Source organism: Pseudomonas sp. SWRI154 (genome assembly GCF_014268645.1).
Lineage (GTDB): Bacteria > Pseudomonadota > Gammaproteobacteria > Pseudomonadales > Pseudomonadaceae > Aquipseudomonas > Aquipseudomonas marvdashtae.
Window position 1 is genome coordinate 68,701 of the sequence record NZ_JABWQW010000022.1, and the last position, 20,192, is coordinate 88,892.

General features: G+C 61.1%; 17 protein-coding genes. 13 read left to right on the forward strand and 4 right to left on the reverse strand.

The window, feature by feature from the left end:
• Positions 1-155 precede the first annotated feature (155 nt).
• The 4 genes from HU806_RS19000 (at position 156) to HU806_RS19015 (ending at position 6,952) form a co-directional block, all read left to right on the forward strand.
• On the forward strand, positions 156-3,779 hold the full coding sequence (locus tag HU806_RS19000; RefSeq protein WP_186613266.1) for a DUF2339 domain-containing protein: 3,624 nt from the start codon (positions 156-158) through the stop codon (positions 3,777-3,779).
• The gene (locus HU806_RS19005; RefSeq protein ID WP_186613268.1) at positions 3,776-5,146 is read left to right on the forward strand and encodes a DUF3999 domain-containing protein; all 1,371 of its coding nucleotides are present in this window, start codon (positions 3,776-3,778) and stop codon (positions 5,144-5,146) included. Before HU806_RS19000 ends, HU806_RS19005 begins: the two co-directional genes overlap by 4 nt.
• Before the next feature lie 195 nt (positions 5,147-5,341).
• Complete coding sequence (locus HU806_RS19010) at positions 5,342-6,352, forward strand: class 1 fructose-bisphosphatase (protein WP_025211364.1); 1,011 nt, start codon at positions 5,342-5,344, stop codon at positions 6,350-6,352.
• Positions 6,353-6,355: 3 nt separating this feature from the next.
• Entirely contained in the window at positions 6,356-6,952 is a 597-nt protein-coding gene (locus tag HU806_RS19015) for a DUF924 family protein (protein WP_186613270.1), read from the forward strand.
• Positions 6,953-6,959: 7 nt separating this feature from the next.
• On the opposite strand, the gene HU806_RS19020 is transcribed toward HU806_RS19015, so the two are convergent.
• The 3 genes from HU806_RS19020 to HU806_RS19030 all read right to left on the reverse strand — a co-directional run bounded on the left by HU806_RS19020 (position 6,960) and on the right by HU806_RS19030 (position 9,604).
• Positions 6,960-7,292: a type II toxin-antitoxin system RelE/ParE family toxin gene (locus HU806_RS19020; protein ID WP_186613272.1), complete on the reverse strand. Its 333-nt coding sequence runs from the start codon at positions 7,290-7,292 to the stop codon at positions 6,960-6,962.
• Positions 7,289-7,561, reverse strand: coding sequence for a type II toxin-antitoxin system Phd/YefM family antitoxin (locus HU806_RS19025; protein WP_186613274.1), 273 nt, complete (start codon positions 7,559-7,561; stop codon positions 7,289-7,291). The genes HU806_RS19020 and HU806_RS19025 overlap by 4 nt, the downstream gene beginning before the upstream one ends.
• A gap of 150 nt (positions 7,562-7,711) precedes the next feature.
• Entirely contained in the window at positions 7,712-9,604 is a 1,893-nt protein-coding gene (locus HU806_RS19030) for a methyl-accepting chemotaxis protein (protein ID WP_202884435.1), read from the reverse strand.
• A gap of 284 nt (positions 9,605-9,888) precedes the next feature.
• On the opposite strand from HU806_RS19030, the gene HU806_RS19035 reads away from it, so the two are divergent.
• A complete protein-coding gene (locus HU806_RS19035) occupies positions 9,889-10,143 on the forward strand; it encodes a hypothetical protein (protein ID WP_003186715.1) in 255 nt (84 codons plus the stop codon).
• A 43-nt stretch (positions 10,144-10,186) separates the two neighbouring features.
• Positions 10,187-10,756: a lipocalin family protein gene (locus HU806_RS19040; protein WP_186613278.1), complete on the forward strand. Its 570-nt coding sequence runs from the start codon at positions 10,187-10,189 to the stop codon at positions 10,754-10,756.
• Between the two features lie 55 nt (positions 10,757-10,811).
• Here HU806_RS19040 and HU806_RS19045 read toward each other — a convergent pair whose 3' ends face one another.
• Positions 10,812-12,176: a formimidoylglutamate deiminase gene (locus HU806_RS19045; RefSeq protein ID WP_186613280.1), complete on the reverse strand. Its 1,365-nt coding sequence runs from the start codon at positions 12,174-12,176 to the stop codon at positions 10,812-10,814.
• Between the two features lie 144 nt (positions 12,177-12,320).
• Between HU806_RS19045 and hutC the strand changes: the two genes are divergently transcribed.
• From hutC to HU806_RS19080, 7 genes are all read left to right on the forward strand, one after another.
• Positions 12,321-13,031 carry a histidine utilization transcriptional repressor HutC gene (gene hutC / locus HU806_RS19050; protein WP_186613319.1) on the forward strand — a complete coding sequence of 237 codons (711 nt, stop codon included), beginning with the start codon at positions 12,321-12,323 and terminating at the stop codon, positions 13,029-13,031.
• Positions 13,028-13,597: a HutD/Ves family protein gene (locus tag HU806_RS19055; RefSeq protein ID WP_186613282.1), complete on the forward strand. Its 570-nt coding sequence runs from the start codon at positions 13,028-13,030 to the stop codon at positions 13,595-13,597. Before hutC ends, HU806_RS19055 begins: the two co-directional genes overlap by 4 nt.
• Before the next feature lie 459 nt (positions 13,598-14,056).
• Positions 14,057-15,745 carry a urocanate hydratase gene (gene hutU, locus HU806_RS19060; protein ID WP_039592729.1) on the forward strand — a complete coding sequence of 563 codons (1,689 nt, stop codon included), beginning with the start codon at positions 14,057-14,059 and terminating at the stop codon, positions 15,743-15,745.
• 51 nt (positions 15,746-15,796) lie between these two features.
• Positions 15,797-17,260: a purine-cytosine permease family protein gene (locus tag HU806_RS19065; RefSeq protein ID WP_186613284.1), complete on the forward strand. Its 1,464-nt coding sequence runs from the start codon at positions 15,797-15,799 to the stop codon at positions 17,258-17,260.
• A 70-nt stretch (positions 17,261-17,330) separates the two neighbouring features.
• Positions 17,331-18,299, forward strand: a complete 969-nt coding sequence (locus HU806_RS19070; protein ID WP_186613285.1) for an ABC transporter substrate-binding protein — start codon at positions 17,331-17,333, stop codon at positions 18,297-18,299.
• 71 nt (positions 18,300-18,370) lie between these two features.
• On the forward strand, positions 18,371-19,222 hold the full coding sequence (locus HU806_RS19075; protein ID WP_186613288.1) for an ABC transporter permease: 852 nt from the start codon (positions 18,371-18,373) through the stop codon (positions 19,220-19,222).
• Positions 19,219-20,049 (forward strand): quaternary amine ABC transporter ATP-binding protein, encoded by an 831-nt coding sequence (locus HU806_RS19080; RefSeq protein WP_186613290.1) that lies wholly within the window; start codon positions 19,219-19,221, stop codon positions 20,047-20,049. Before HU806_RS19075 ends, HU806_RS19080 begins: the two co-directional genes overlap by 4 nt.
• The last annotated feature ends 143 nt before the right edge of the window (positions 20,050-20,192 follow it).

Below are 20,192 nucleotides of genomic sequence, written 5' to 3' on the forward strand. Positions count from 1 at the left end.
ATACTAGGCGTCAGTTTCGCCGGGCTTGATGGTCGCCGGGCCCAGCACTGGAAATACTGACAATCCGACAGGGGTTGGACGGTTTCGCCAGGCTGACCCGGGCACTGCATCATCCCGGTCATGCCCGCAACGGGCGGCTTAGGGATATCGACCATATGCAATGGATTTTGACGCTGTTGGGCCTGGCCCTTGGCTGGGTGGTGGATGAGTCGTTCGCCGATGCGCTGATCGGAGCGTTGGTGGGGCTCGGCGTCGCCCAGGCGTATCGATTGGGACGACTGGGTATCCAGGTCGCCAAGCAACAGCTTTTATTGCAAGACGCCCAGCAAAGCGTGCTCACATTGGAAGCGCGTCTAGCGGCCCTCGAAAGCGGCACCGTTGCCGCGCCGAGTGATCCGACGCCAGCGCCCGAGTCTGTAGTGCCCCAGGCCGCAAAGCCCGATGCCCGCAGCGGGCCGGAGCTCATCTGGGATCTGCCACCCGAACTCGAACCCGTCTCCGTCATGGTCACCCAGGCCAGCCAGCCGTTGCCGGAAGAAATCTGGAGCCCTGCGCCAGCAGCCTCCAGCCGGCGTGCTGATAGAGACTTTGAGCCTCTCCCCATGGAGCCGAGGGTTGCGGAACCGGCAGCCCCACGCGGTCCGAATCTGTTCGACCGTGCCTGGACCGGCGCGCGCAACTGGCTGTTCGGCGGCAATACCGTGCTGCGAGTGGGTGTGGTGTTGCTGTTCCTTGGCCTGGCCTTTTTGCTGCGCTACGCCACCGAAGGCATGATCGTGCCGATCGAGGTGCGTTACGCCGGCGTCGCGGCCAGCGCCTTGGGCCTGTTGGGCCTGGGCTGGTGGTTGCGCCAACGCAACAGCAACTATGCGCTGATGTTGCAGGGCGCGGGGATTGCGGTGCTGTACCTGACCGTATTTGCTGCCATGCGCTTGCATCCGTTGCTCGACTCCAAGGCTGCCTTGGGCCTGCTGGTGGCGGTCACGGTGTTTTCGGCGATCCTGGCCGTTACCCAAAACGCCCTGGGTTTGGCTGCGGCCGCGGCATTGGGCGGGTTTGCCGCGCCGATCCTGACGTCCACCGGCAGCGGTAACCATGTCGCGCTGTTCAGCTATTTCATCTTGCTCAATACCGGGATCTTCGCCATTGCCTGGTTCAGGGCCTGGCGCTTGCTCAACCTGATTGGCTTCGTTGGCACCTTCGGTATCGGTTTCGCCTGGGGCCTGCGTTCCTATGCGCCGGAACTGTTGTGGAGTACGGAACCGTTCCTGATTGTTTTCTTCCTGATGTACCTGGCGATCGGCTTGCTGTTCACCCGGCGCAAACTGCAGGAAATGAGCGATGCCCCCGAAGATGACAGCCGCGAAGCGATGCTGCGCTGGTCGGCGCGCAAGGGTGATTACGTAGACGGCAGCATGTTGTTCGGCCCACCGTTGGTAGGCTTCGGCTTGCAGTTCGCTTTGGTGCAGCATCTGGAATTCGCCGCCGCCTTCAGCGCCTTGGCCCTGGGCATGATCTACATGGGGCTGGCTCGCGTACTGATGGGTGGTCGCGCCGTGTTGCTGGCCGAAACCTGTCTCGCCCTGGGGGTAATTTTCACCAGTCTGGCGATTCCTCTTGGCCTCGATGCCCGTTGGACTGCCGCCGCGTGGGCGGTGGAGGGCGCCGGCATCTTCTGGCTCGGCCTGCGTCAACAGCGGCCATTCGCACGAATTTTCGCGTTGCTGCTGCAATTGGGGTCGGCGCTGGCCTTCGTCAGTGAATTGCATACTGGCGAAGGCAGCCTGTTGGAGGGTTCATGGCTGGGTGCGTTGATGCTCGGCGGTGCCTTGCTGTTCAGCTTCTATCAATTGCGCAAGGCCGAGCCTGGGCACATCGCGAGCTGGGAACGTCAGGCGCAGCCCGTGCTGGCAGTGTTGGGGTTGAGCTTCCTCTATCTGTTGGCGCCGCTGTTCTTCTTCATCCACGGCACCGCCATCGCCTGGGCGCTGGCTGGCCTGGCAACGCTGATCGTTGGCCTGCGCCTGCAATCACGCGCATTCCTGTTTACCGCGTTTGCCGTGCAACTGCTCGGCGGTGCGCTGTTCCTGCTGCGCTTGCAAGGCGCCGAAGGCGATTCGGCCGCGGTGTTCAGCGCGGGGTGGAGCGGTTTGCTCAGTGCTTCGCTGATCGGCCTGGCGTTGATCGGCGGTATGTTGCTGGCGGCGCGCGACGACATGGTGCGCAACGATGTCCGGTTGCTGCGCAGCTTGTCGGTGGTGTTGCTGGCGGGGTTGGTGCTGATCAATCTCGCGGTGCTGTTCGTCCTGCCGTGGCAAACGGCGAGCGGGGTGTGGGCGGCCAGCGGCCTGCTGATCATCTGGCTGAGTCTGTACCTCAAGCAACGCGTGAGCTTTGTCTTTGGCCTGTTGCTGCAAGTGCTTGGTGGTGCGTCGTTCCTGGTGGCAGGGCCGGCACTGCTGGGGCCGCTCAATGCCGAGGACCTGCGACCCTTGGCCCACAGCGGTTTCTGGACGCCGCTGGTGCTGGGGCTGGCCGCGTTGGTGGGCGCATGGCGTCTGCAACGGGCGCACGCGGCGCAGGAACTCGATGTATTGAGCTTGCAGCGCTTGTCCGAGCTGTTGCTGATCTGGGGTGCCGGTTGGTGGGCGCTGGCGTGGGTCAGCGAAGTGCTGCGCTTTGCCCCGCAAAACCTGCAAGGTAGCTTGTTGCTGATTGTCGCGGCTGCCAGCGTGGCGGTGTGGAGCGTGTTGTCGCTGCGGTTGAAATGGGCGGCGCTGGGGCTGCTGTGCACCTTGTTGATTCCAGCAGCAGGCTGTGTGCTGGTGGCGACGGGGCACAGTTACTATCACCCGGCGGCGGACTTTGGCTGGCTGGCTTGGCTGGCGGTATTTGCCGTGCATTTCCTGTCGCTGAAACGCCTGGCCGCGACGCTGCCGGCCCAGGCGCGCAGTACCGCTCATGTGCTCGGTTGCTGGTTGCTGATGGCGGTGCTGATGTTGGAGTTGCGTTACGGCCTGCTGTTGCTGTCCGAGCAGTACAACGCCTGGCGATGGCTGGCCTGGGCGATCCTGCCAGGTCTTTACCTGGTGCTGATGGCGACGCCGCGCACCTTGCCGTGGCCGGTATCGGCCCAACCGCGCGAATATCGTGTCTACGCGGCGGCGCCCATGGCGCTTTTGATGCTCGGTTGGTTCTGGATGACCAACACCTTCAGTGACGGCAACTCAGAGCCACTGCCTTACGTGCCGTTGCTCAATCCCTTGGAGTTGGGCCTGCTGTTCGCCTTGTTCGGCATCTATGTGTGGGCCCGCAATGCTGTGGAGCAATCGACGAACCGCTGGAATCGCATTGGACAGATCGCCCAGTTGATCGCCGGTGTGTCGCTGTTCGCGTTCTTCACCGCCTTGGTGATGCGCGTTGCCCACCAGTGGATGGATGTCCCGTACGAGCTGGACGCGCTGCTTGAGTCCATGTTCGTGCAGGCCGGCTTGTCCATCGTCTGGACCTTGATTGCCCTCGGCCTGATGATTGGCGGGCACCTGCGGCACCGGCGTGAAGTGTGGTTGATCGGCGCGGCGCTGATCGCCGTGGTGGTCGCCAAGTTGTTCTTTGTCGAATTGAGTAACCGTGGCGGTCTGGCGCGGATCGTGTCGTTTATTGGCGTGGGGGTCTTGTTGTTGGTGGTGGGCTACTTTGCGCCGCTGCCACCGAAACGCCCGGAAACGATCTCGGAAACCGAGCCACCGATGCCTGTCAGTGAGGGAGTGTCGTCTTGAGTCGCAAGTTGAATCGGATCGGGCTGGGCGTGGTCGGGTTGTGGGTGGCGCTGTCGGCCACGGCCCAGGAAAAACCGGCGGATTTCGCCCATCAGGTGCCTCTGGCCTTGAGCGGGGAGGGGCCTTGGTATCGCCTGCCGTTGCCGCTGGACGTCCAATTGCAGGCGCGGCAAACCGATCTCAGCGACCTTCGGGTCTTCAACGCGGCCGGACAGCCTCAGGCGTATGCATTGGTGCGTGAATCGGCGCAGAGCCGGGAAAATCACACCCTCACCGACGTGAAGTGGTTTCCGCTCTACAACGCAGCCGATGACAGCGAGCGAGCGCCCAGCGTGCGGGTGCAATCGAACGCCAACGGCACGTTGGTCGAAGTCCAGCCGTCCAGTCGGCTCGAAGCGGGCGAAGAGGAGCTGCGTGGCTGGTTGCTGGATGCCAGCGCGATCAAGGCGCCTTTGCAGCAATTGATCCTCGACTGGACCAGCGAACGCGACGGCTTCCAGCGCTTCACCATCGAAGCCAGTGACGATTTGCAACACTGGCAAGGATGGGGCGAAGGCCAGATTGCGCGACTGACATTCGCCGACGAGCGGGTCGAGCAGCATGAAGTGAACTTGCCGGGGCAATCGGCGCGGTATTTGCGGTTGCTGTGGGATTCGCCTTCCTCGGCGCCGGTGCTGACCTCGGCCCAGCTGCAAAGCGCCAGCCGCGAAAACCTGCCGTTGCCGCTGGCCTGGTCGCGGCCTTTGGCCGGTAGCACGACGAAGGCCGGTGAATACACTTGGCAGTTGCCTATGGGGTTGAATATCGAGCAGGTGCAGGTCGAACTGAGCCAGGCCAACAGCCTGGCGCCGGTGACTTTGGCCGGCCGCCGTGAAAGCAGCCAGCCCTGGCAGTCAATGGGCAGCGGTTTGCTCTATCGCTTGACCCAGAACGGCCAGGACGTGCTGCAAAACCAGCTGCAGCTGTCCGGACAGACTGTCCAGCAGTTGAAACTGACCGTGGATGAACGCGGCGGGGGCTTGGGCGTCGAAGCCCCGGCCCTGCGTTTTGCCGTGCGCCCGACGCAGGTGGTGTTCCTGGCGCGTGGCGAAGGCCCCTACAGCCTGGCGCTGGGCAGCGCGACGGTGAAAGCGGCGAGCCTGCCGTTGACGACGCTGGTGCCGGACTACAAGCCGTCGCGGCTGGCGACGTTGGGAACGGCGACAGTGAACGGTGCGGCCACCTCGACCCCGGCGGCTGAAACAACGCCCGCGGTCGTCGAGACCAACTGGAAAAAAATCGGCCTGTGGGTGGTATTGCTGCTGGGCGTGCTGTTCCTCGCGGCGATGGCGTTCAGCCTGTTGCGCAAGCCGCCGGTCAATAATTGAAGCGCCTGCTCAGAACAGGCTCGCTTCCATAATGGGCGAGCCTGCTGGTGATGCGTCCTCTTTATCAACATAAACACCGAAGCGAGCCCCAGCCCGTGAACTCAATCCTCCATATCCCGTCTCATAGGAGGAATTAAGTCCCGACTCGCGCTAAACTGCGCAGGTTTTTCCGCCCCCTATTCTTCGGAGCCGTCCATGTCCCGCGTTACCTTGAGTCGCTATTTGATTGAGCAGACCCGCAGCAACAATACCCCTGCCGATCTGCGCTTTTTGATCGAAGTGGTAGCGCGTGCGTGCAAAGAGATCAGCCACGCCGTCTCCAAAGGCGCGTTGGGCGGTGTCCTGGGCAGCATGGGCACCGAAAACGTGCAGGGCGAAGTGCAGAAGAAACTCGACGTGCTGTCGAACGAAATCCTGCTCGAAGCCAACGAATGGGGCGGCCACCTGGCTGGCATGGCGTCCGAAGAAATGGACAATGCCTACCAGATCCCGGGCAAATACCCCAAGGGTGCCTATCTGCTGGTGTTCGACCCACTGGACGGTTCGTCGAACATCGACATCAACGCGCCGGTCGGCACCATCTTCTCGGTGCTGCGTTGCCCGAACGAATACCTGAGCCAGAACGAAGCCCTGAATGAAAAGGCCTTCCTGCAGCCGGGCACCGAGCAAGTCGCCGCCGGTTATGCCATCTACGGTCCTCAGACGATGCTGGTGTTGACCCTGGGCGATGGCGTGAAGGGTTTCACCCTGGACCGTGAGATGGGCAGCTTCGTGCTGACCCACGAAGACATCACCATTCCTGAAACCACTCAGGAATTCGCCATCAACATGTCCAACCAGCGTCACTGGGAAGCCCCGGTACAACGCTACGTCAACGAGTTGCTGGCCGGTGAAGAAGGTCCGCTGAAAAAGAACTACAACATGCGCTGGGTCGCCGCGATGGTCGCCGATGTGCACCGGATCCTGACCCGTGGCGGTCTGTTCATGTACCCTCGCGACAGCCGTGAGCCGTCCAAGCCAGGCAAGCTGCGGCTGATGTACGAAGCCAACCCGATGTCGTTCCTGGTGGAACAGGCCGGTGGCGCTTCCACCGACGGGCACCAGCGCATCCTTGATATCCAGCCTGAAGGCCTGCACCAGCGCGTGGCAGTGTTCCTTGGCTCGAAAGAAGAAGTGGCCCGCGCCACGGCCTACCACAAGGAATAAATCATGGCCGAGCCCTGGCAGCCGTTGCTCGATTGGTGGTTTGGTTCAGCCCAAATGCCGGACGAAATAGCGGCTGAAAAGGGCAAGCTGTGGTTTGGCAAAGGCCATGATCGCCAGGCGCAAGAGCGCTTCGGCGATCAGGTCGAGCAGGCACTGGCCGGCGGATTGACTGAATGGGCGCAACGCCCGGAAGGTTGGCTGGCCCTGGTGCTGCTACTGGATCAACTCCCGCGGATGATCTATCGCGACACCCCCAAGGCTTTCTCCGGTGACCTGCGTGCCCAAGCAATCGTGGCCCAAGGTCTGGCGGCGGGCACGGCCCAGCAACTCAAACCCATCCAGCGCGTATTCATCTACCTCGTACTCGAACACTGCGAAAACCTCGCGGTACAGAACGAAGCCGTATCACGGTTCATCGAACTGGTTCGCGAACAGCCGGAGGCGCAACGGGCGGTGTTCGAAGACAACCTGGACTATGCCGAACGGCATCAGAAGATCATTGCCCGGTTTGGCCGCTTTCCCCATCGCAATGCGGTGCTGGGGCGCGAATCCACGGCTGAGGAGATTGAGTTTTTGAAGAGGCCTGGTTCGCGATTTTAGTGAAGCCCTACGGATTACTTCGAAGTAATCGTTTCATCAGCAACGTGGGTAAGCTTTTGCGGCTGTCGGCAATGATATGGATATAGATCGTTTGGCCTCGTACTTCATAAATGATTCTGTTCATCCCTGACACTATTTGACGATACTGGCCGAGATTGAGCCTTTCGATTTCTGCCGGAATTGATCCCGCATAGGGCAAGGTCTCCAACTGACGGATCGCCGTTTTAAGGCTGGCGTAGGTATTCTGCCAAGCTTGAAGAGAAAATCGCTCAATGAGATAGCTACGAAGTTCCTTAAGGTCCGCTTCAGCCGATTGAAGGATGACGATGTCCAACCTCATTGAATGTCGGCCTTGTCCAACTCACCGAAGACCTCTTCAATCGCCTTGAATTTACCGTCTTCAATCTCTTGATTGCCCATCGCCAACAATTTCAGTAGCGCCATTGTGTCTTCTTGCTCTTCGAAGCTTTTTACATCCATCACCACCAGCTTGGCTTCACCGTTCTGGGTGATGACCAGCGGCTCTCTGGTCTCGGTGATCGTCTTGACGATCTCAGCGGTATGGCTTTTCAAGTAGCTGATGGGTTTGATTTGGGATGACAGCTTCATCAGGCGGACCTCGGAATTGTGGATGGACCGATTCTAGTCTTAATTCGGTCTCGCGTCAGGGCTGCGCTGACATAAGGTCTCGCATGCGCTAATGCCGCTATCGCGAGCAAGCTCGCACAATCTCTGTGAAGCTTGCTCGGGATGTCGGCGCTAAATCCTGAAACTACCCACCAACTGTTTCAACCGCGCCGCCTGCTGTTCCAGGTCGGCACAGGCCCGCAACGTGGCTTGCAGGTTCTCCACGCCTTCCTGGTTCAGGGTATTGATTTCGTTGATGTCGACGTTGATCGATTCCACCACGGCGGTCTGTTCTTCGGTGGCGGTCGCCACGGACTGGTTCATGCCGTCGATTTCTCCGATGCGCTGGGTCACGCTGCCCAGGCGTTCGCCGGCCTGGTTGGCGATACCGACGCTGCTCTCGCTCTGGCGCTGGCTGTCGGTCATGGTCAGCACCGCCTCCCGTGCGCCGACTTGAAGCTCTTCGATCATCTTCTTCACTTGCTGCGCTGAATCCTGGGTGCGGTGGGCCAGGTTGCGTACTTCGTCGGCGACCACCGCGAAGCCACGTCCGGCTTCACCAGCGCGGGCGGCTTCGATGGCGGCGTTCAGTGCGAGCAGGTTGGTCTGTTGGGAAATGCTGGTGATCACTTCGAGAATCTGGCCGATGTTCACCGTGTTGCTGTTCAGGGTTTCGATGTTGCCGCACGAATCGCTGATCTTGGCCGACAGTTGCTGCATCGCCGTGATGGTTTTATCCACCACTTGCTGGCCATCTTCAGCGAGGTTGCGGGCTTCGCTGGAATGCTGCGAGGCGAGGGCGGCGTTCTGGGCGATTTCCTGGGCGGCGGCGCCGAGCTCGTTGATCGCCGCGGCCACGCTGCTGGTGCGCGACGCCTGCTGGTCGGAGTTGTACATCGACGAGTTGGACGCGCTGACTACGCGCAGTGCCACTTCGTTGACCTGACCGGTCGCCGAAGCCACCTCGCGAATCGATGTGTGGATACGTTCTACAAATCGGTTGAACGAGGTGCCCAGGGCGCCAAATTCGTCCTGGCCATGAATGACCAGGCGCCGGGTCAGGTCACCTTCGCCCTCGGCGATGTCATGCATGGCACGGCCCATGGTCAGCAGCGGTTGCATCAACACGCGGATCAGCATGCCCAGCAGGGCGATGATGAACACCACGGCGATGGTCATGGCAATCAGCGCCGAAGTACGGAATTCGCTGAGCATCGCCAGCGCCGTGCTCTTGTCGAGCACCAGCGCTACGTACCAATCCGCCCCGGGTACGCCATTCACGTGGGTGAAAGAGATGAATTGGGTCTTGCCGTCGAGCTCGACTTCCTTCATGCCCGGGCTGACTTGTGGCGCGCCGTTGGGGTAGGCCTCGGCGAGGGTCTTGAGCACGCGCTTGCTGTCGGGATGGACCAGGATCTTGCCGTCGGCGCTGACGATGAACGCATGGCCGTGGCCGCCGAAATTCAGCGAGTTGATGATGGCGCTGACGCTCGACAGGTCGATGTCCGCCCCCGCCACGCCGATCATCTGGTTCTGGCGTTGTACCGGCGTGGCAACAGTGATCACCAGCTTGCCCGACGAAGCCGCGATGTAGGGCTCGGTGACGATGGTTTGCTGGGCGCTATTGGCGGCCTTGTACCAGCCGCGGGCGCGAGGGTCGTAATCGGCGGCACGATTGCCGGCGGGTATCGAGAACATGACGCCGTCGGTACCGCCGAAATAGCTGAGCTGGAAGTTGCCGGTGTAGGCAGGCAGGCCCACGGCGCGCTTCAAGCTCTCGGCGCTGTTTCCATCGATGGCAATTTGCTGGGCCAGCGATTGCAGCAGTTGAATACGGCCCTCGACCCACGTCTGGATATTACGACTGGTCAGGTTGCCGAGTTCCTGCATCGACGTCTCGGTGCTGGCGTTGAGGCTTTGTCGTTGGCGGTAATCGTTGAACAGGATGAAACAGGCGAATGCGACGGCCACTACGAGGGCGGCAGCTAGCAGGATTTTATGGCTGAATTTCATGTTTCTGGTCATTAAGAGCGCTACCGCGGAGGGACGGGTCAGAAAGGGGCGCCAATTTGCCATAACGCTGGACTTTGCGCTGTTACTTTTTATCGGCGCAAAGGTCCGGCCCATCAGGTGTCAGCGGCCCATTCCCGACGAAAGGCACGACGGCGTCACAAACTGGACGATTAGCCGATGAAGCACCACGGTGCGGCCAATAAATACTGGGCTCGTCGGGGAACCAGATAAGGGTTTTCTCTTCTAAGGTTCAGGTTGGCACCCTGCCACCTCCCTTCCGTTCCAGGAGTTACACCATGTCGCTGCGATCTATCGCCCTGCTGTTTATGTGCGTCGTGTTGACCGCATGCAGCAAGGTCAACCAGGAAAACTATTCGAAGTTGTCGGCCGGCATGCCCAAGGCCGAGGTCGAAACGTTGCTTGGTAAACCGACTGATTGTTCGGGCGCGCTCGGCATGTCCAGCTGCACCTGGGGCGACCAGAAAAGCTTTATCAGCGTGCAGTACGCGGGTGACAAAGTGTTGATGTTTTCCGGCCAAGGCCTGAAGTAATCCGAAGTAAACCGGGGCCAAGTGCCCACGGGAGAAAAAAATAATGATGCGGTTAGTTTTTGTGCTTTTGGCTGGCCTGGTATTGGCCGGCTGTGCCACTTCTGGCGTAGACCCGTTGGCGCCCAAGACCGTCAACAGTGTCAATCTCAAGCGTTACCAAGGGACCTGGTACGAGTTGGCCCGCCTGCCGATGTATTTCCAGCGCAACTGCGCACAATCCGAAGCTCACTACACCCTCAAGCCTGACGGCAACGTGGATGTATTCAACCGCTGCCTGACGTCGGATTGGCAGTGGGAGGAAGCCAGGGGCACGGCATCCCCGCAAGTGCCAGGCAAGACCGACAAGCTCTGGGTCGAATTCGACACCTGGTTCTCGCGGATCGTGCCGGGCGTGGCGAAGGGGGAATACTGGGTGTTGTACGTCAGCGACGATTACAAGACGGCAATTGTCGGCGATCCGAGCCGTCGCTACATGTGGCTGCTATCCCGCTCGCCAACAGTCAATGTGGACGTGCGTGAAGAATTGCTGAGCAAGGCGCGCCAGCAGGGCTATGACACGACACGGTTGATCTGGCGTGCGTCGGATCGGCAGATGGCCAAGACGTCGGACTGACCGAGGCCCGAGACCCAATGTGGGAGCCAGTCAGGTCCCACATTTTTGAGGATTGTCAGCCCAGGAGTTCGCGCAGTACTTGGGTAAAGGCCCGGGCACTCTCTGCTTCCCCGGCGTGGTGTCCATCGCGAACCACCCATTTCCCCCCGACCATCACGTCCTGCACCTGGCGATCCCCGCCGGCAAACAGCCAGCGATTGAGGATGCCGTCGCCGTTGGCCGTGGCCAGGTAAGGGTCGTTGCCGTCGAGCACGAGCCAGTCGGCGCGCTTGCCAACCTGCAAGGCGCCGATGGGGTGCCCCAGCGCCTGGGCTCCTCCTTCCAGCGCGGCATCGAACAGCGTGCGTCCGACCATCGGCTGATCCGCGCGATACAGGCGGTTGCGCCGCTGATCCCGCAGCCGCTGGCCGTACTCCAGCCAACGCAACTCTTCCACCACACTCAACGACACATGGCTGTCGGAGCCGATACCCATCCGCCCGCCTTGGGCGAGGAAGTCCACGGCTGGAAAAATACCGTCCCCCAGGTTGGCTTCGGTCGTCAGGCACAGGCCGGCAATCGCCCGGCTCCTGGCCATGAGGCTGACTTCCTGGGGATTGGCATGAGTCGCGTGGACCAGGCACCAGCGCTGGTCGACTGGGGCATTTTCGTACAGCCATTGCAGCGGGCGGGCGCCGCTCCAACTCAGGCAATCGTCGACTTCCTTTTGCTGCTCGGCAATGTGGATATGCACTGGACAATGGGGATCGCTGGCGGCCAGCACCTCTTGAATTTGCCCGGGCGTCACGGCGCGCAAGGAATGGAAGCACAAGCCCAGGGCCTGATTCGCTTGCCCGGCCAGGACCGACTGCAAGCGCGACTGCAACTTCAAGTAGTTTTCAGTGCTGTTGATGAATCGGCGCTGCCCTTCATTGGGCGCCTGACCGCCGAAGCCGGAATGACTGTAGAGCACCGGCAGCAGCGTCAAGCCGATGCCGGCGGCAATGGCGGCCTGGCTGATGCGCAAGGCAAGTTCGGCCGGGTCGGCGTAGGGCGTGCCGTCGGTGTCGTGATGAACGTAATGGAATTCGGCGACCGAGGTATAGCCGGCCTTGAGCATTTCGATGTACAGCTGCCGAGCGATGATGCCGAGTTGATCGGGACTGATTTTACCAACGAGGCGGTACATCAGGTCGCGCCAGGTCCAGAAACTGTCGTTGGGATTGCCCGCCACTTCCGCCAGCCCGGCCATGGCCCGCTGGAAGGCGTGGGAGTGCAGGTTCGGCATGCCTGGCAACAAAGGACCCGCCAGCCGTTCGGCGCCGTCTGCTTGGGAACCGGCCTGGATATGGATCAAGACGCCTTCGGCGTTGACCTCAAGACGTACATCATTGGCCCATCCATCAGGCAACAGCGCGCGCTCGGCGAAGAAGGCGGACATGGGTTGAACCTCGGTGCGTGTAATTTGTATATACATATACAGACGTTTGCCTGGCCGGTAAACTCCGGCAAGCTAGCAACCTTATCCGCAGAACAGGGAACCGCCGTGCCGACTCCGCCTGCCAAACCGCCGCTGGCCGCACACATGGGTGACAGTCCGGCGCCCTTGTACGCCCGCGTCAAACAGATGATCACCCAGCAGATCGACAGTGGAAACTGGCCGCCGCATTACCGCGTGCCGTCGGAAAGCGAACTGGTCAGCCAGTTGGGTTTCAGCCGCATGACCATCAACCGCGCCCTGCGGGAAATGACCGCCGATGGCCTGTTGGTTCGCATGCAAGGTGTCGGCACATTCGTCGCCGAACCCAAGAGCCAGTCCGCGCTGTTCGAAGTGCACAACATTGCCGACGAGATCGCCTCCCGGGGCCATCGCCACACCTGCAAAGTCATCACCCTGGAAGAAGAGGCGGCCGGTTCCGAACGGGCGCTCGCCCTGGACATGCGCGAAGGTCAGAAGGTGTTCCATTCGCTGATCGTGCATTTCGAGAACGACATCCCGGTGCAAATCGAGGACCGTTTCGTCAACGCACTGGTGGCGCCGGAATACCTCCAGCAGGATTTCACCGTACAAACCCCCTACGCCTATCTGAATCAGGTTGCGCCGCTGACTGAAGGCGAGCACGTGGTGGAGGCAATTCTTGCAGAACCGAGCGAATGCAAGTTGTTGCAGATCGAAAGGGGCGAGCCGTGCCTGTTGATCCGTCGTCGCACCTGGTCCGGGCGCCAACCAGTGACCGCCGCGCGGCTGATCCATCCGGGCTCCCGTCACAGCTTGGAAGGGCGCTTTCATAAATGAGCCAAGTGAAGGTTTTACGTGCCGCGCAGTACCCGCGCATGCCATGGAAGAATGGCGGTGGCAGCACTGAAGAGATCACCCGCGATGCCGGCGCGGGCCTGGAAGGTTTCGGCTGGCGCCTGTCGATCGCCGATATCGCTGAGTCAGGCGGCTTTTCCACGTTCGCCGGTTATGAGCGAATCATCAGTGTCTTGCAGGGTGACGGCATGACGCTCAACGTCGATGGCCATTCCACGCGGTCTTTGCATCCGCTGGATCCTTTCGCGTTCAGCGGCGAGAGCCATGTGCACTGCACATTGCTGGGTGGACCGATTCGCGACTTCAACCTGATCTACGCGCCGCAGCGTTACCGTGCGCGGTTGCAGTGGATGGGTGGGCAGCAGCGGTTCTTCGGCGAGGCCGGGACGGTGTTGGTGTTCAGTGCGGTTCCGACGCTGAGGGTCGAGATTGACGGAGCTGTCGAGACACTGGGGCTTTATGACTGCCTGCAACTGAGCGGTAACAACGGGCTGCTGGAAGTCACCACCCACGGCCAATGCTGTGTGATCGAGCTGACGGCCCGCTAAGGCGCCCTGCTATAGAGCTTTTGTGGCGAGGGAGCTTGCTCCCGCTCGACTGCGCAGCAGTCGCAAAATAGGGGCCGCTACGCCCGAGGCGTCGGACCGGCCCAGCGGGATCTCCCTCGCCACAAAAAGCGTGCTCGTTGTTCCTTCTGCGCGCACCAACCTGTTACCGAACGCCCCAGCATGGCGCAATACCACGCTTTTCTGTCCCTTCGACTTTCCTCTCAAAAACCCTCCTGAAAAATTTCATGCAGCCCGGCAGCCCTTCAACCACAGGGCTTTCAGTCGATTCTCCAACCGCGCCTGACCATCCTCTCCAATAAGTTGGCCGTTCGATTGCATATGCTTGTACATACAAGTAAAGACGTATGCGTATGAGTCATCGATATTCAACGCAACGTTCGTAGAAATCGCTGCCCACTGCCCGGGCTGGTCTGGATTGATCGCTGAGGAGTTTTTGCTGTGACCGACGCTACCCGCAAACCTGAAAAATACCGTGACGTTGAAATCCGCGCGCCTCGCGGCAATACGCTGACCGCCAAGAGCTGGCTGACTGAAGCGCCGCTGCGCATGTTGATGAACAACCTCGACCCGGAAGTGGCCGAGAACCCCAAGGAACTGGTGGTCTACGGTGGCATCGGCCGCGCGGCGCGCAATTGGGAGTGTTACGACAAGATCGTCGAAAGCCTCACCAACCTGAACGACGACGAGACCCTGCTGGTGCAATCCGGCAAGCCGGTGGGCGTGTTCAAGACCCACAGCAACGCCCCTCGCGTATTGATCGCCAACTCCAACCTGGTGCCGCACTGGGCCAGTTGGGAGCACTTCAACGAACTCGATGCCAAGGGCCTGGCCATGTACGGCCAGATGACCGCCGGCAGCTGGATCTACATCGGCAGCCAGGGCATCGTGCAGGGCACATACGAAACCTTCGTCGAAGCCGGTCGCCAGCATTACGATTCCAACCTCAAGGGCCGTTGGGTCCTGACCGCCGGCCTGGGCGGCATGGGCGGTGCGCAACCGTTGGCCGCGACCTTGGCCGGTGCGTGCTCGTTGAATATCGAGTGCCAGCAGGTGAGTATCGATTTCCGCCTGAAGACCCGCTACGTCGACGAGCAGGCCAAAGACCTCGACGACGCCTTGGCGCGCATCGAGAAATACACCGCCGAAGGCAAGGCGATTTCCATTGCTCTGTGTGGGAATGCCGCCGAAATCCTGCCGGAAATGGTCCGTCGTGGTGTGCGTCCGGACATGGTCACCGACCAGACCAGCGCCCACGATCCCCTCAATGGTTACCTGCCGGCCGGCTGGACCTGGGACGAATACCGCGCCCGCGCCAAGACCGAACCCGCCGCCGTGGTGAAGGCCGCCAAGCAATCGATGGCCGTCCACGTCAAAGCCATGCTGGCCTTCCAGAAAATGGGCGTGCCGACCTTTGACTACGGCAACAACATCCGCCAGATGGCCCAGGAAGAGGGCGTCGAAAATGCCTTCGACTTCCCCGGCTTCGTCCCGGCGTATATCCGTCCACTGTTCTGCCGTGGCATCGGCCCATTCCGCTGGGCGGCGCTGTCCGGTGATCCGCAGGACATCTACAAGACCGACGCCAAGGTCAAGGAACTGATCCCCGACGACGCCCACTTGCACAACTGGCTCGACATGGCCCGCGAGCGCATCAGTTTCCAGGGTTTGCCGGCGCGTATTTGCTGGGTCGGCCTGGGCCAGCGCGCCAAATTGGGCCTGGCCTTCAACGAAATGGTACGCAGCGGCGAATTGTCAGCGCCGATCGTCATTGGTCGCGACCACCTGGACTCTGGCTCCGTCGCCAGCCCTAACCGCGAAACCGAATCCATGCAGGACGGCTCCGACGCCGTATCCGACTGGCCGTTGCTCAACGCCTTGCTCAATACCGCCAGCGGCGCGACCTGGGTTTCGCTGCACCACGGTGGCGGCGTCGGCATGGGCTTCTCCCAGCATTCGGGCATGGTCATTGTTTGCGACGGCACCGACGAAGCGGCCGAGCGAATTGCCCGTGTGCTGCACAACGACCCAGGCACAGGTGTCATGCGTCATGCCGATGCCGGTTACCAGATCGCCATTGATTGCGCGAAGGAGCAGGGGCTGAACCTGCCAATGATCACGGGCAAGTAACCCCGCGCCGAAAGCACTGCCCTAACCAGAACAATCCACAGAGGTTGAACCATGGCTGTCACCAACACGCGCACAAGCAGCAAGTTGATCGAGAAACGTTCGATCGACTACATCCCGGAAGCGGAGAGGCACGGCCGGCTGTTAAGCCAATTCACCCTCTGGATGGGTGCCAACCTGCAGATCACGGCCATTGTCACCGGCGCATTGGCGGTGGTGCTGGGCGGTGATGTGTTCTGGTCGTTGATCGGCTTGCTGATCGGCCAAGTGCTCGGCGGTGGCGTCATGGCGTTGCACGCCGCGCAAGGGCCCAAGCTGGGCCTGCCGCAGATGATCTCCAGTCGGGTGCAGTTTGGCGTATATGGCGCGGCCATCCCGATCGTGCTGGTGTGCCTGATGTACTTGGGCTTCACCGCCACCGGAACCGTGCTTTCCGGCCAGGCGCTGGGCCAGTTGTTTGGCGTCAGTGACAGCGTCGGCATCCTCATTTTCGCCAGTGTCATCGTGCTGGTCACGGTGCTCGGGTATCGGGTGATTCACTTCATTGGCCGCGTCGCCAGCGTGATCGGTGTGATTGCCTTCGTTTACCTGTTTGCTCGCTTGATCAGCCAGACCGACGTGAGCGCACTCTTGCAAATCCGCCATTTCAGCTGGAGCAGTTTCCTGCTGGCGGTGTCGCTCGCGGCCTCCTGGCAGATCGCCTTCGGCCCCTACGTGGCGGACTATTCGCGTTACTTGCCGAGCAAGACCTCCTCGGTGAAAACCTTTTTCGCTGCCGGCGCCGGTTCAGTCGTCGGCGCACAGGTGGCGATGATTCTCGGCGTGTTTGCCGCCGCCTCGGCCAACGGGCAGTTCGCCGGTCACGAAGTGGCCTATATCGTGGGTCTGGGAGGAACCGGTGCCACGGCTGCGCTGCTGTACTTCAGCATCGCGTTCGGCAAGGTCACCATCTCCACGCTGAACTCCTACGGCAGCTTCATGTGCATCGCGACCATCATCAGTGGTTTCCGCGGGCACGTGAACGTCACGCGCGTGCAGCGCCTGGTCTTCGTGCTGTTCATCGTCGGCGCTGCGACCTTGATCGCGCTGCTCGGCCAGCATTCGTTCCTGGGAGCCTTCAAGTCCTTCATTTTGTTCTTGCTGGCGTTCTTCACGCCTTGGAGCGCGATCAACCTGGTGGATTACTACTGCATCACGCGTGAGCGCTATGACGTGCCGGCACTGAACGACCCGAACGGTCGTTATGGTCGCTGGAACGTCCTCGGCATCAGCGTCTATGTCTTCGGGGTACTGGTTCAACTGCCATTCATTGCCACCAAGTTCTATACCGGTCCGCTGGTGAAGGCCATGGGCGGTGTGGACATCTCCTGGATCATCGGCCTGGTGGTTCCGGCGGCGCTGTACTACGTCCTTGCGAGGAAGTGGCACAGCGCAGTACCCGATCAATTGATCCTGCCGGTCGAGCAGGACGCGGTTGACGCACAACCGAGCAGGGCGGGCCGCATCCAAGCGGTCTGATGGGACGTTGACAGGGCTGGATGCCTCTTGACTGCCGTAAGCCAATCCAACTGATTAGGAGCGTCACATAATGAAGTCGAACAAGACCCTGCTGACCACATTGCTTTCCATGGGCCTGCTGGCCAGCGTCGGCGCCACGCAAGCGGCCGGTTGGTGCGAGTCGGGTAAACCGGTGAAGTTTGCCGGCCTGAACTGGGAAAGCGGCATGCTGCTGACCGACGTGATGCAAGTGGTGCTGGAAAAAGGCTACGGCTGCAAGACTGACAGCCTGCCGGGCAACTCCATCACCATGGAGAACGCCCTGGGCAGCAACGACATCCAGGTGTTCGCCGAAGAGTGGGTCGGCCGCAGCGAGGTGTGGAACAAGGCCGAGAAGGCCGGCAAGGTGGTCGGCGTCGGTGCCCCGGTGGTGGGCGCCATCGAAGGCTGGTACGTGCCGCGCTATGTGGTGGAAGGCGACGCCAAGCGCAAGCTCGAAGCCAAGGCGCCGGGCTTGAAGAACATCGCTGACCTGGGCCAATACGCCGCCGTGTTCAAGGACCCGGAAGAACCGTCCAAGGGCCGCTTCTACAATTGCCCGGCCGGCTGGACCTGTGAGCTGGACAACAGCGAAATGCTCAAGAGCTATGGCCTGGAAAAAACCTACACCAACTTCCGTCCAGGCACCGGTCCAGCGCTGGATGCCGCGGTGCTGTCGAGCTACAAGCGTGGCGAGCCGATCCTGTTCTACTACTGGTCACCAACGCCGCTGATGGGCCAGGTGGACCTGGTCAAACTGGAAGAAAAACCCGGCGTGGACAAGAGCGTGAGCATCAAGGTCGGCCTGTCCAAGACCTTCCACGACGAAGCCCCGGAATTGGTGGCGGTGCTGGAAAAGGTCAATCTGCCGATCGATATCCTGAACCAGAACCTTGGCCGCATGGCCAAAGAGCGGATCGAGTCGCCGAAACTGGCGAAGATTTTCCTGAAGGAACATCCTGAAGTCTGGCATGCCTGGGTCAGCGAAGACGCTGCCAAGAAAATCGACGCGGCTCTGTAGGTCGAATATTTCCCGGCCAACCGCAGGGCTGGCCGGGACGTTCACCGCATCCACCTGATCGAGAGTCTCTTATGTTTCCCGAAAGCTTTACCTTCTCCATCGCCGACTGGGTCAACGGTTGGGTCGATTCCCTGGTGACCAACTATGGCGATGTGTTCCGGCACATCTCCGAGACCCTGCTATGGGCCATCGTCAACCTCGAAGGGTTGCTGCGCATGGCGCCCTGGTGGTTGATGTTGGCGATTGTCGGCGGCATTGCCTGGCACGCCACCCGCAAGGTCGTCGCCACGGCGGTGATCGTCGGCCTGCTGTTCCTGGTGGGCGCGGTGGGCCTGTGGGACAAGCTGATGCAGACCCTCGCGTTGATGCTGGTGGCGACCCTGATCTCGGTGTTGATCGGCATTCCGCTGGGCATTCTCTCGGCGCGCAGCAATCGTCTGCGTTCGGTGCTAATGCCGTTGCTGGACATCATGCAGACCATGCCGAGCTTCGTGTACCTGATTCCGGTGTTGATGCTGTTTGGCCTGGGCAAGGTCCCGGCGATTTTCGCCACGGTGATCTATGCCGCGCCGCCGTTGATTCGCCTGACCGACCTGGGCATCCGCCAGGTGGACGGCGAAGTGATGGAAGCCATCAACGCCTTCGGCGCCAACCGTTGGCAGCAGCTGTTCGGCGTGCAACTGCCCCTGGCCCTACCGAGCATCATGGCCGGGATCAACCAGACCACCATGATGGCCCTGTCGATGGTCGTCATCGCCTCGATGATCGGCGCCCGTGGCTTGGGTGAAGACGTGCTGGTGGGCATCCAGACCCTCAACGTCGGGCGCGGCCTCGAGGCGGGGCTGGCCATCGTGATTCTCGCCGTGGTCATCGACCGCATTACCCAGGCCTATGGTCGTCCTCGGCATGAGGTGAGCAAATGAGCAACGCAGCCATCAGCAAGATCGAAGTCAAGAACGTCTTCAAGATATTCGGCAACCGCTCCAAGGAAGCCCTGGCGCTGATCCGCCAGAACAAGACCAAGGACCAGGTGCTGGCTCAAACCGGTTGCGTGGTTGGCGTGAACGACCTGTCGCTGAGCATCGGCACCGGTGAGATTTTCGTGATCATGGGCCTGTCCGGTTCCGGCAAGTCAACGTTGGTGCGCCACTTCAACCGGCTGATCGACCCTACCAGCGGCGCAATCCTGGTGGACGGCGAAGACATCCTGCAACTGGACATGGAGGCCTTGCGCGAATTTCGCCGGCACAAGATCAGCATGGTCTTCCAGAGCTTCGGCCTGCTGCCCCACAAGAGTGTGCTGGACAACGTCGCCTACGGCTTGAAAGTCCGTGGCGAAAGCAAACAGGTGTGCGCCGAGCGCGCCCTGCACTGGATCAACACCGTGGGCCTGAAAGGCTACGAGAACAAATACCCGCACCAGCTCTCCGGCGGCATGCGCCAACGCGTCGGCCTGGCTCGCGCGTTGGCGGCGGACACCGACATCATCCTGATGGACGAAGCCTTCAGCGCCCTCGACCCGCTGATCCGCGCGGAAATGCAGGACCAGTTGCTGGAGCTGCAAAAGACCCTGCACAAGACCATCGTCTTCATCACCCACGACCTCGACGAGGCCGTGCGCATCGGCAACCGCATCGCGATCCTCAAGGACGGCAAGCTGATCCAGGTCGGCACGCCGCGGGAGATCCTGCACTCGCCGGCGGATGAGTATGTCGATCGGTTTGTGCAGCGGCGGGCTGCGGTGGTTTGAGGATGACGTGGCAGGCCAACAGCTATTTTTGGCTGACAGGCTGTTGTGGCGAGGGAGCTTGCTCCCGCTGGGCTGCGTAGCGGCCCCAAGATTTTGCGAGCGCTACGCACTCGAGCGGGAGCAAGCTCCCTCGCCACAGAGGC

Excerpts from the sequence above, each read along its gene's own strand:
- HU806_RS19045 (WP_186613280.1), bottom strand. The coding sequence starts at position 12,176 with ATGTCCGCCTTCTTCGCCGAGCGCGCGCTGTTGCCTGATGGATGGGCC.
- HU806_RS19070 (WP_186613285.1), top strand. The coding sequence starts at position 17,331 with ATGAAGTCGAACAAGACCCTGCTGACCACATTGCTTTCCATGGGCCTG.
- HU806_RS19020 (WP_186613272.1), bottom strand. The coding sequence starts at position 7,292 with ATGAGGTTGGACATCGTCATCCTTCAATCGGCTGAAGCGGACCTTAAG.
- HU806_RS19030 (WP_202884435.1), bottom strand. The coding sequence starts at position 9,604 with ATGACCAGAAACATGAAATTCAGCCATAAAATCCTGCTAGCTGCCGCC.
- HU806_RS19000 (WP_186613266.1), top strand. The coding sequence starts at position 156 with ATGCAATGGATTTTGACGCTGTTGGGCCTGGCCCTTGGCTGGGTGGTG.
- HU806_RS19010 (WP_025211364.1), top strand. The coding sequence starts at position 5,342 with ATGTCCCGCGTTACCTTGAGTCGCTATTTGATTGAGCAGACCCGCAGC.
- HU806_RS19040 (WP_186613278.1), top strand. The coding sequence starts at position 10,187 with ATGATGCGGTTAGTTTTTGTGCTTTTGGCTGGCCTGGTATTGGCCGGC.
- HU806_RS19025 (WP_186613274.1), bottom strand. The coding sequence starts at position 7,561 with ATGAAGCTGTCATCCCAAATCAAACCCATCAGCTACTTGAAAAGCCAT.
- HU806_RS19035 (WP_003186715.1), top strand. The coding sequence starts at position 9,889 with ATGTCGCTGCGATCTATCGCCCTGCTGTTTATGTGCGTCGTGTTGACC.
- HU806_RS19075 (WP_186613288.1), top strand. The coding sequence starts at position 18,371 with ATGTTTCCCGAAAGCTTTACCTTCTCCATCGCCGACTGGGTCAACGGT.
- HU806_RS19080 (WP_186613290.1), top strand. The coding sequence starts at position 19,219 with ATGAGCAACGCAGCCATCAGCAAGATCGAAGTCAAGAACGTCTTCAAG.
- HU806_RS19015 (WP_186613270.1), top strand. The coding sequence starts at position 6,356 with ATGGCCGAGCCCTGGCAGCCGTTGCTCGATTGGTGGTTTGGTTCAGCC.
- HU806_RS19055 (WP_186613282.1), top strand. The coding sequence starts at position 13,028 with ATGAGCCAAGTGAAGGTTTTACGTGCCGCGCAGTACCCGCGCATGCCA.
- hutC (WP_186613319.1), top strand. The coding sequence starts at position 12,321 with ATGGGTGACAGTCCGGCGCCCTTGTACGCCCGCGTCAAACAGATGATC.
- HU806_RS19065 (WP_186613284.1), top strand. The coding sequence starts at position 15,797 with ATGGCTGTCACCAACACGCGCACAAGCAGCAAGTTGATCGAGAAACGT.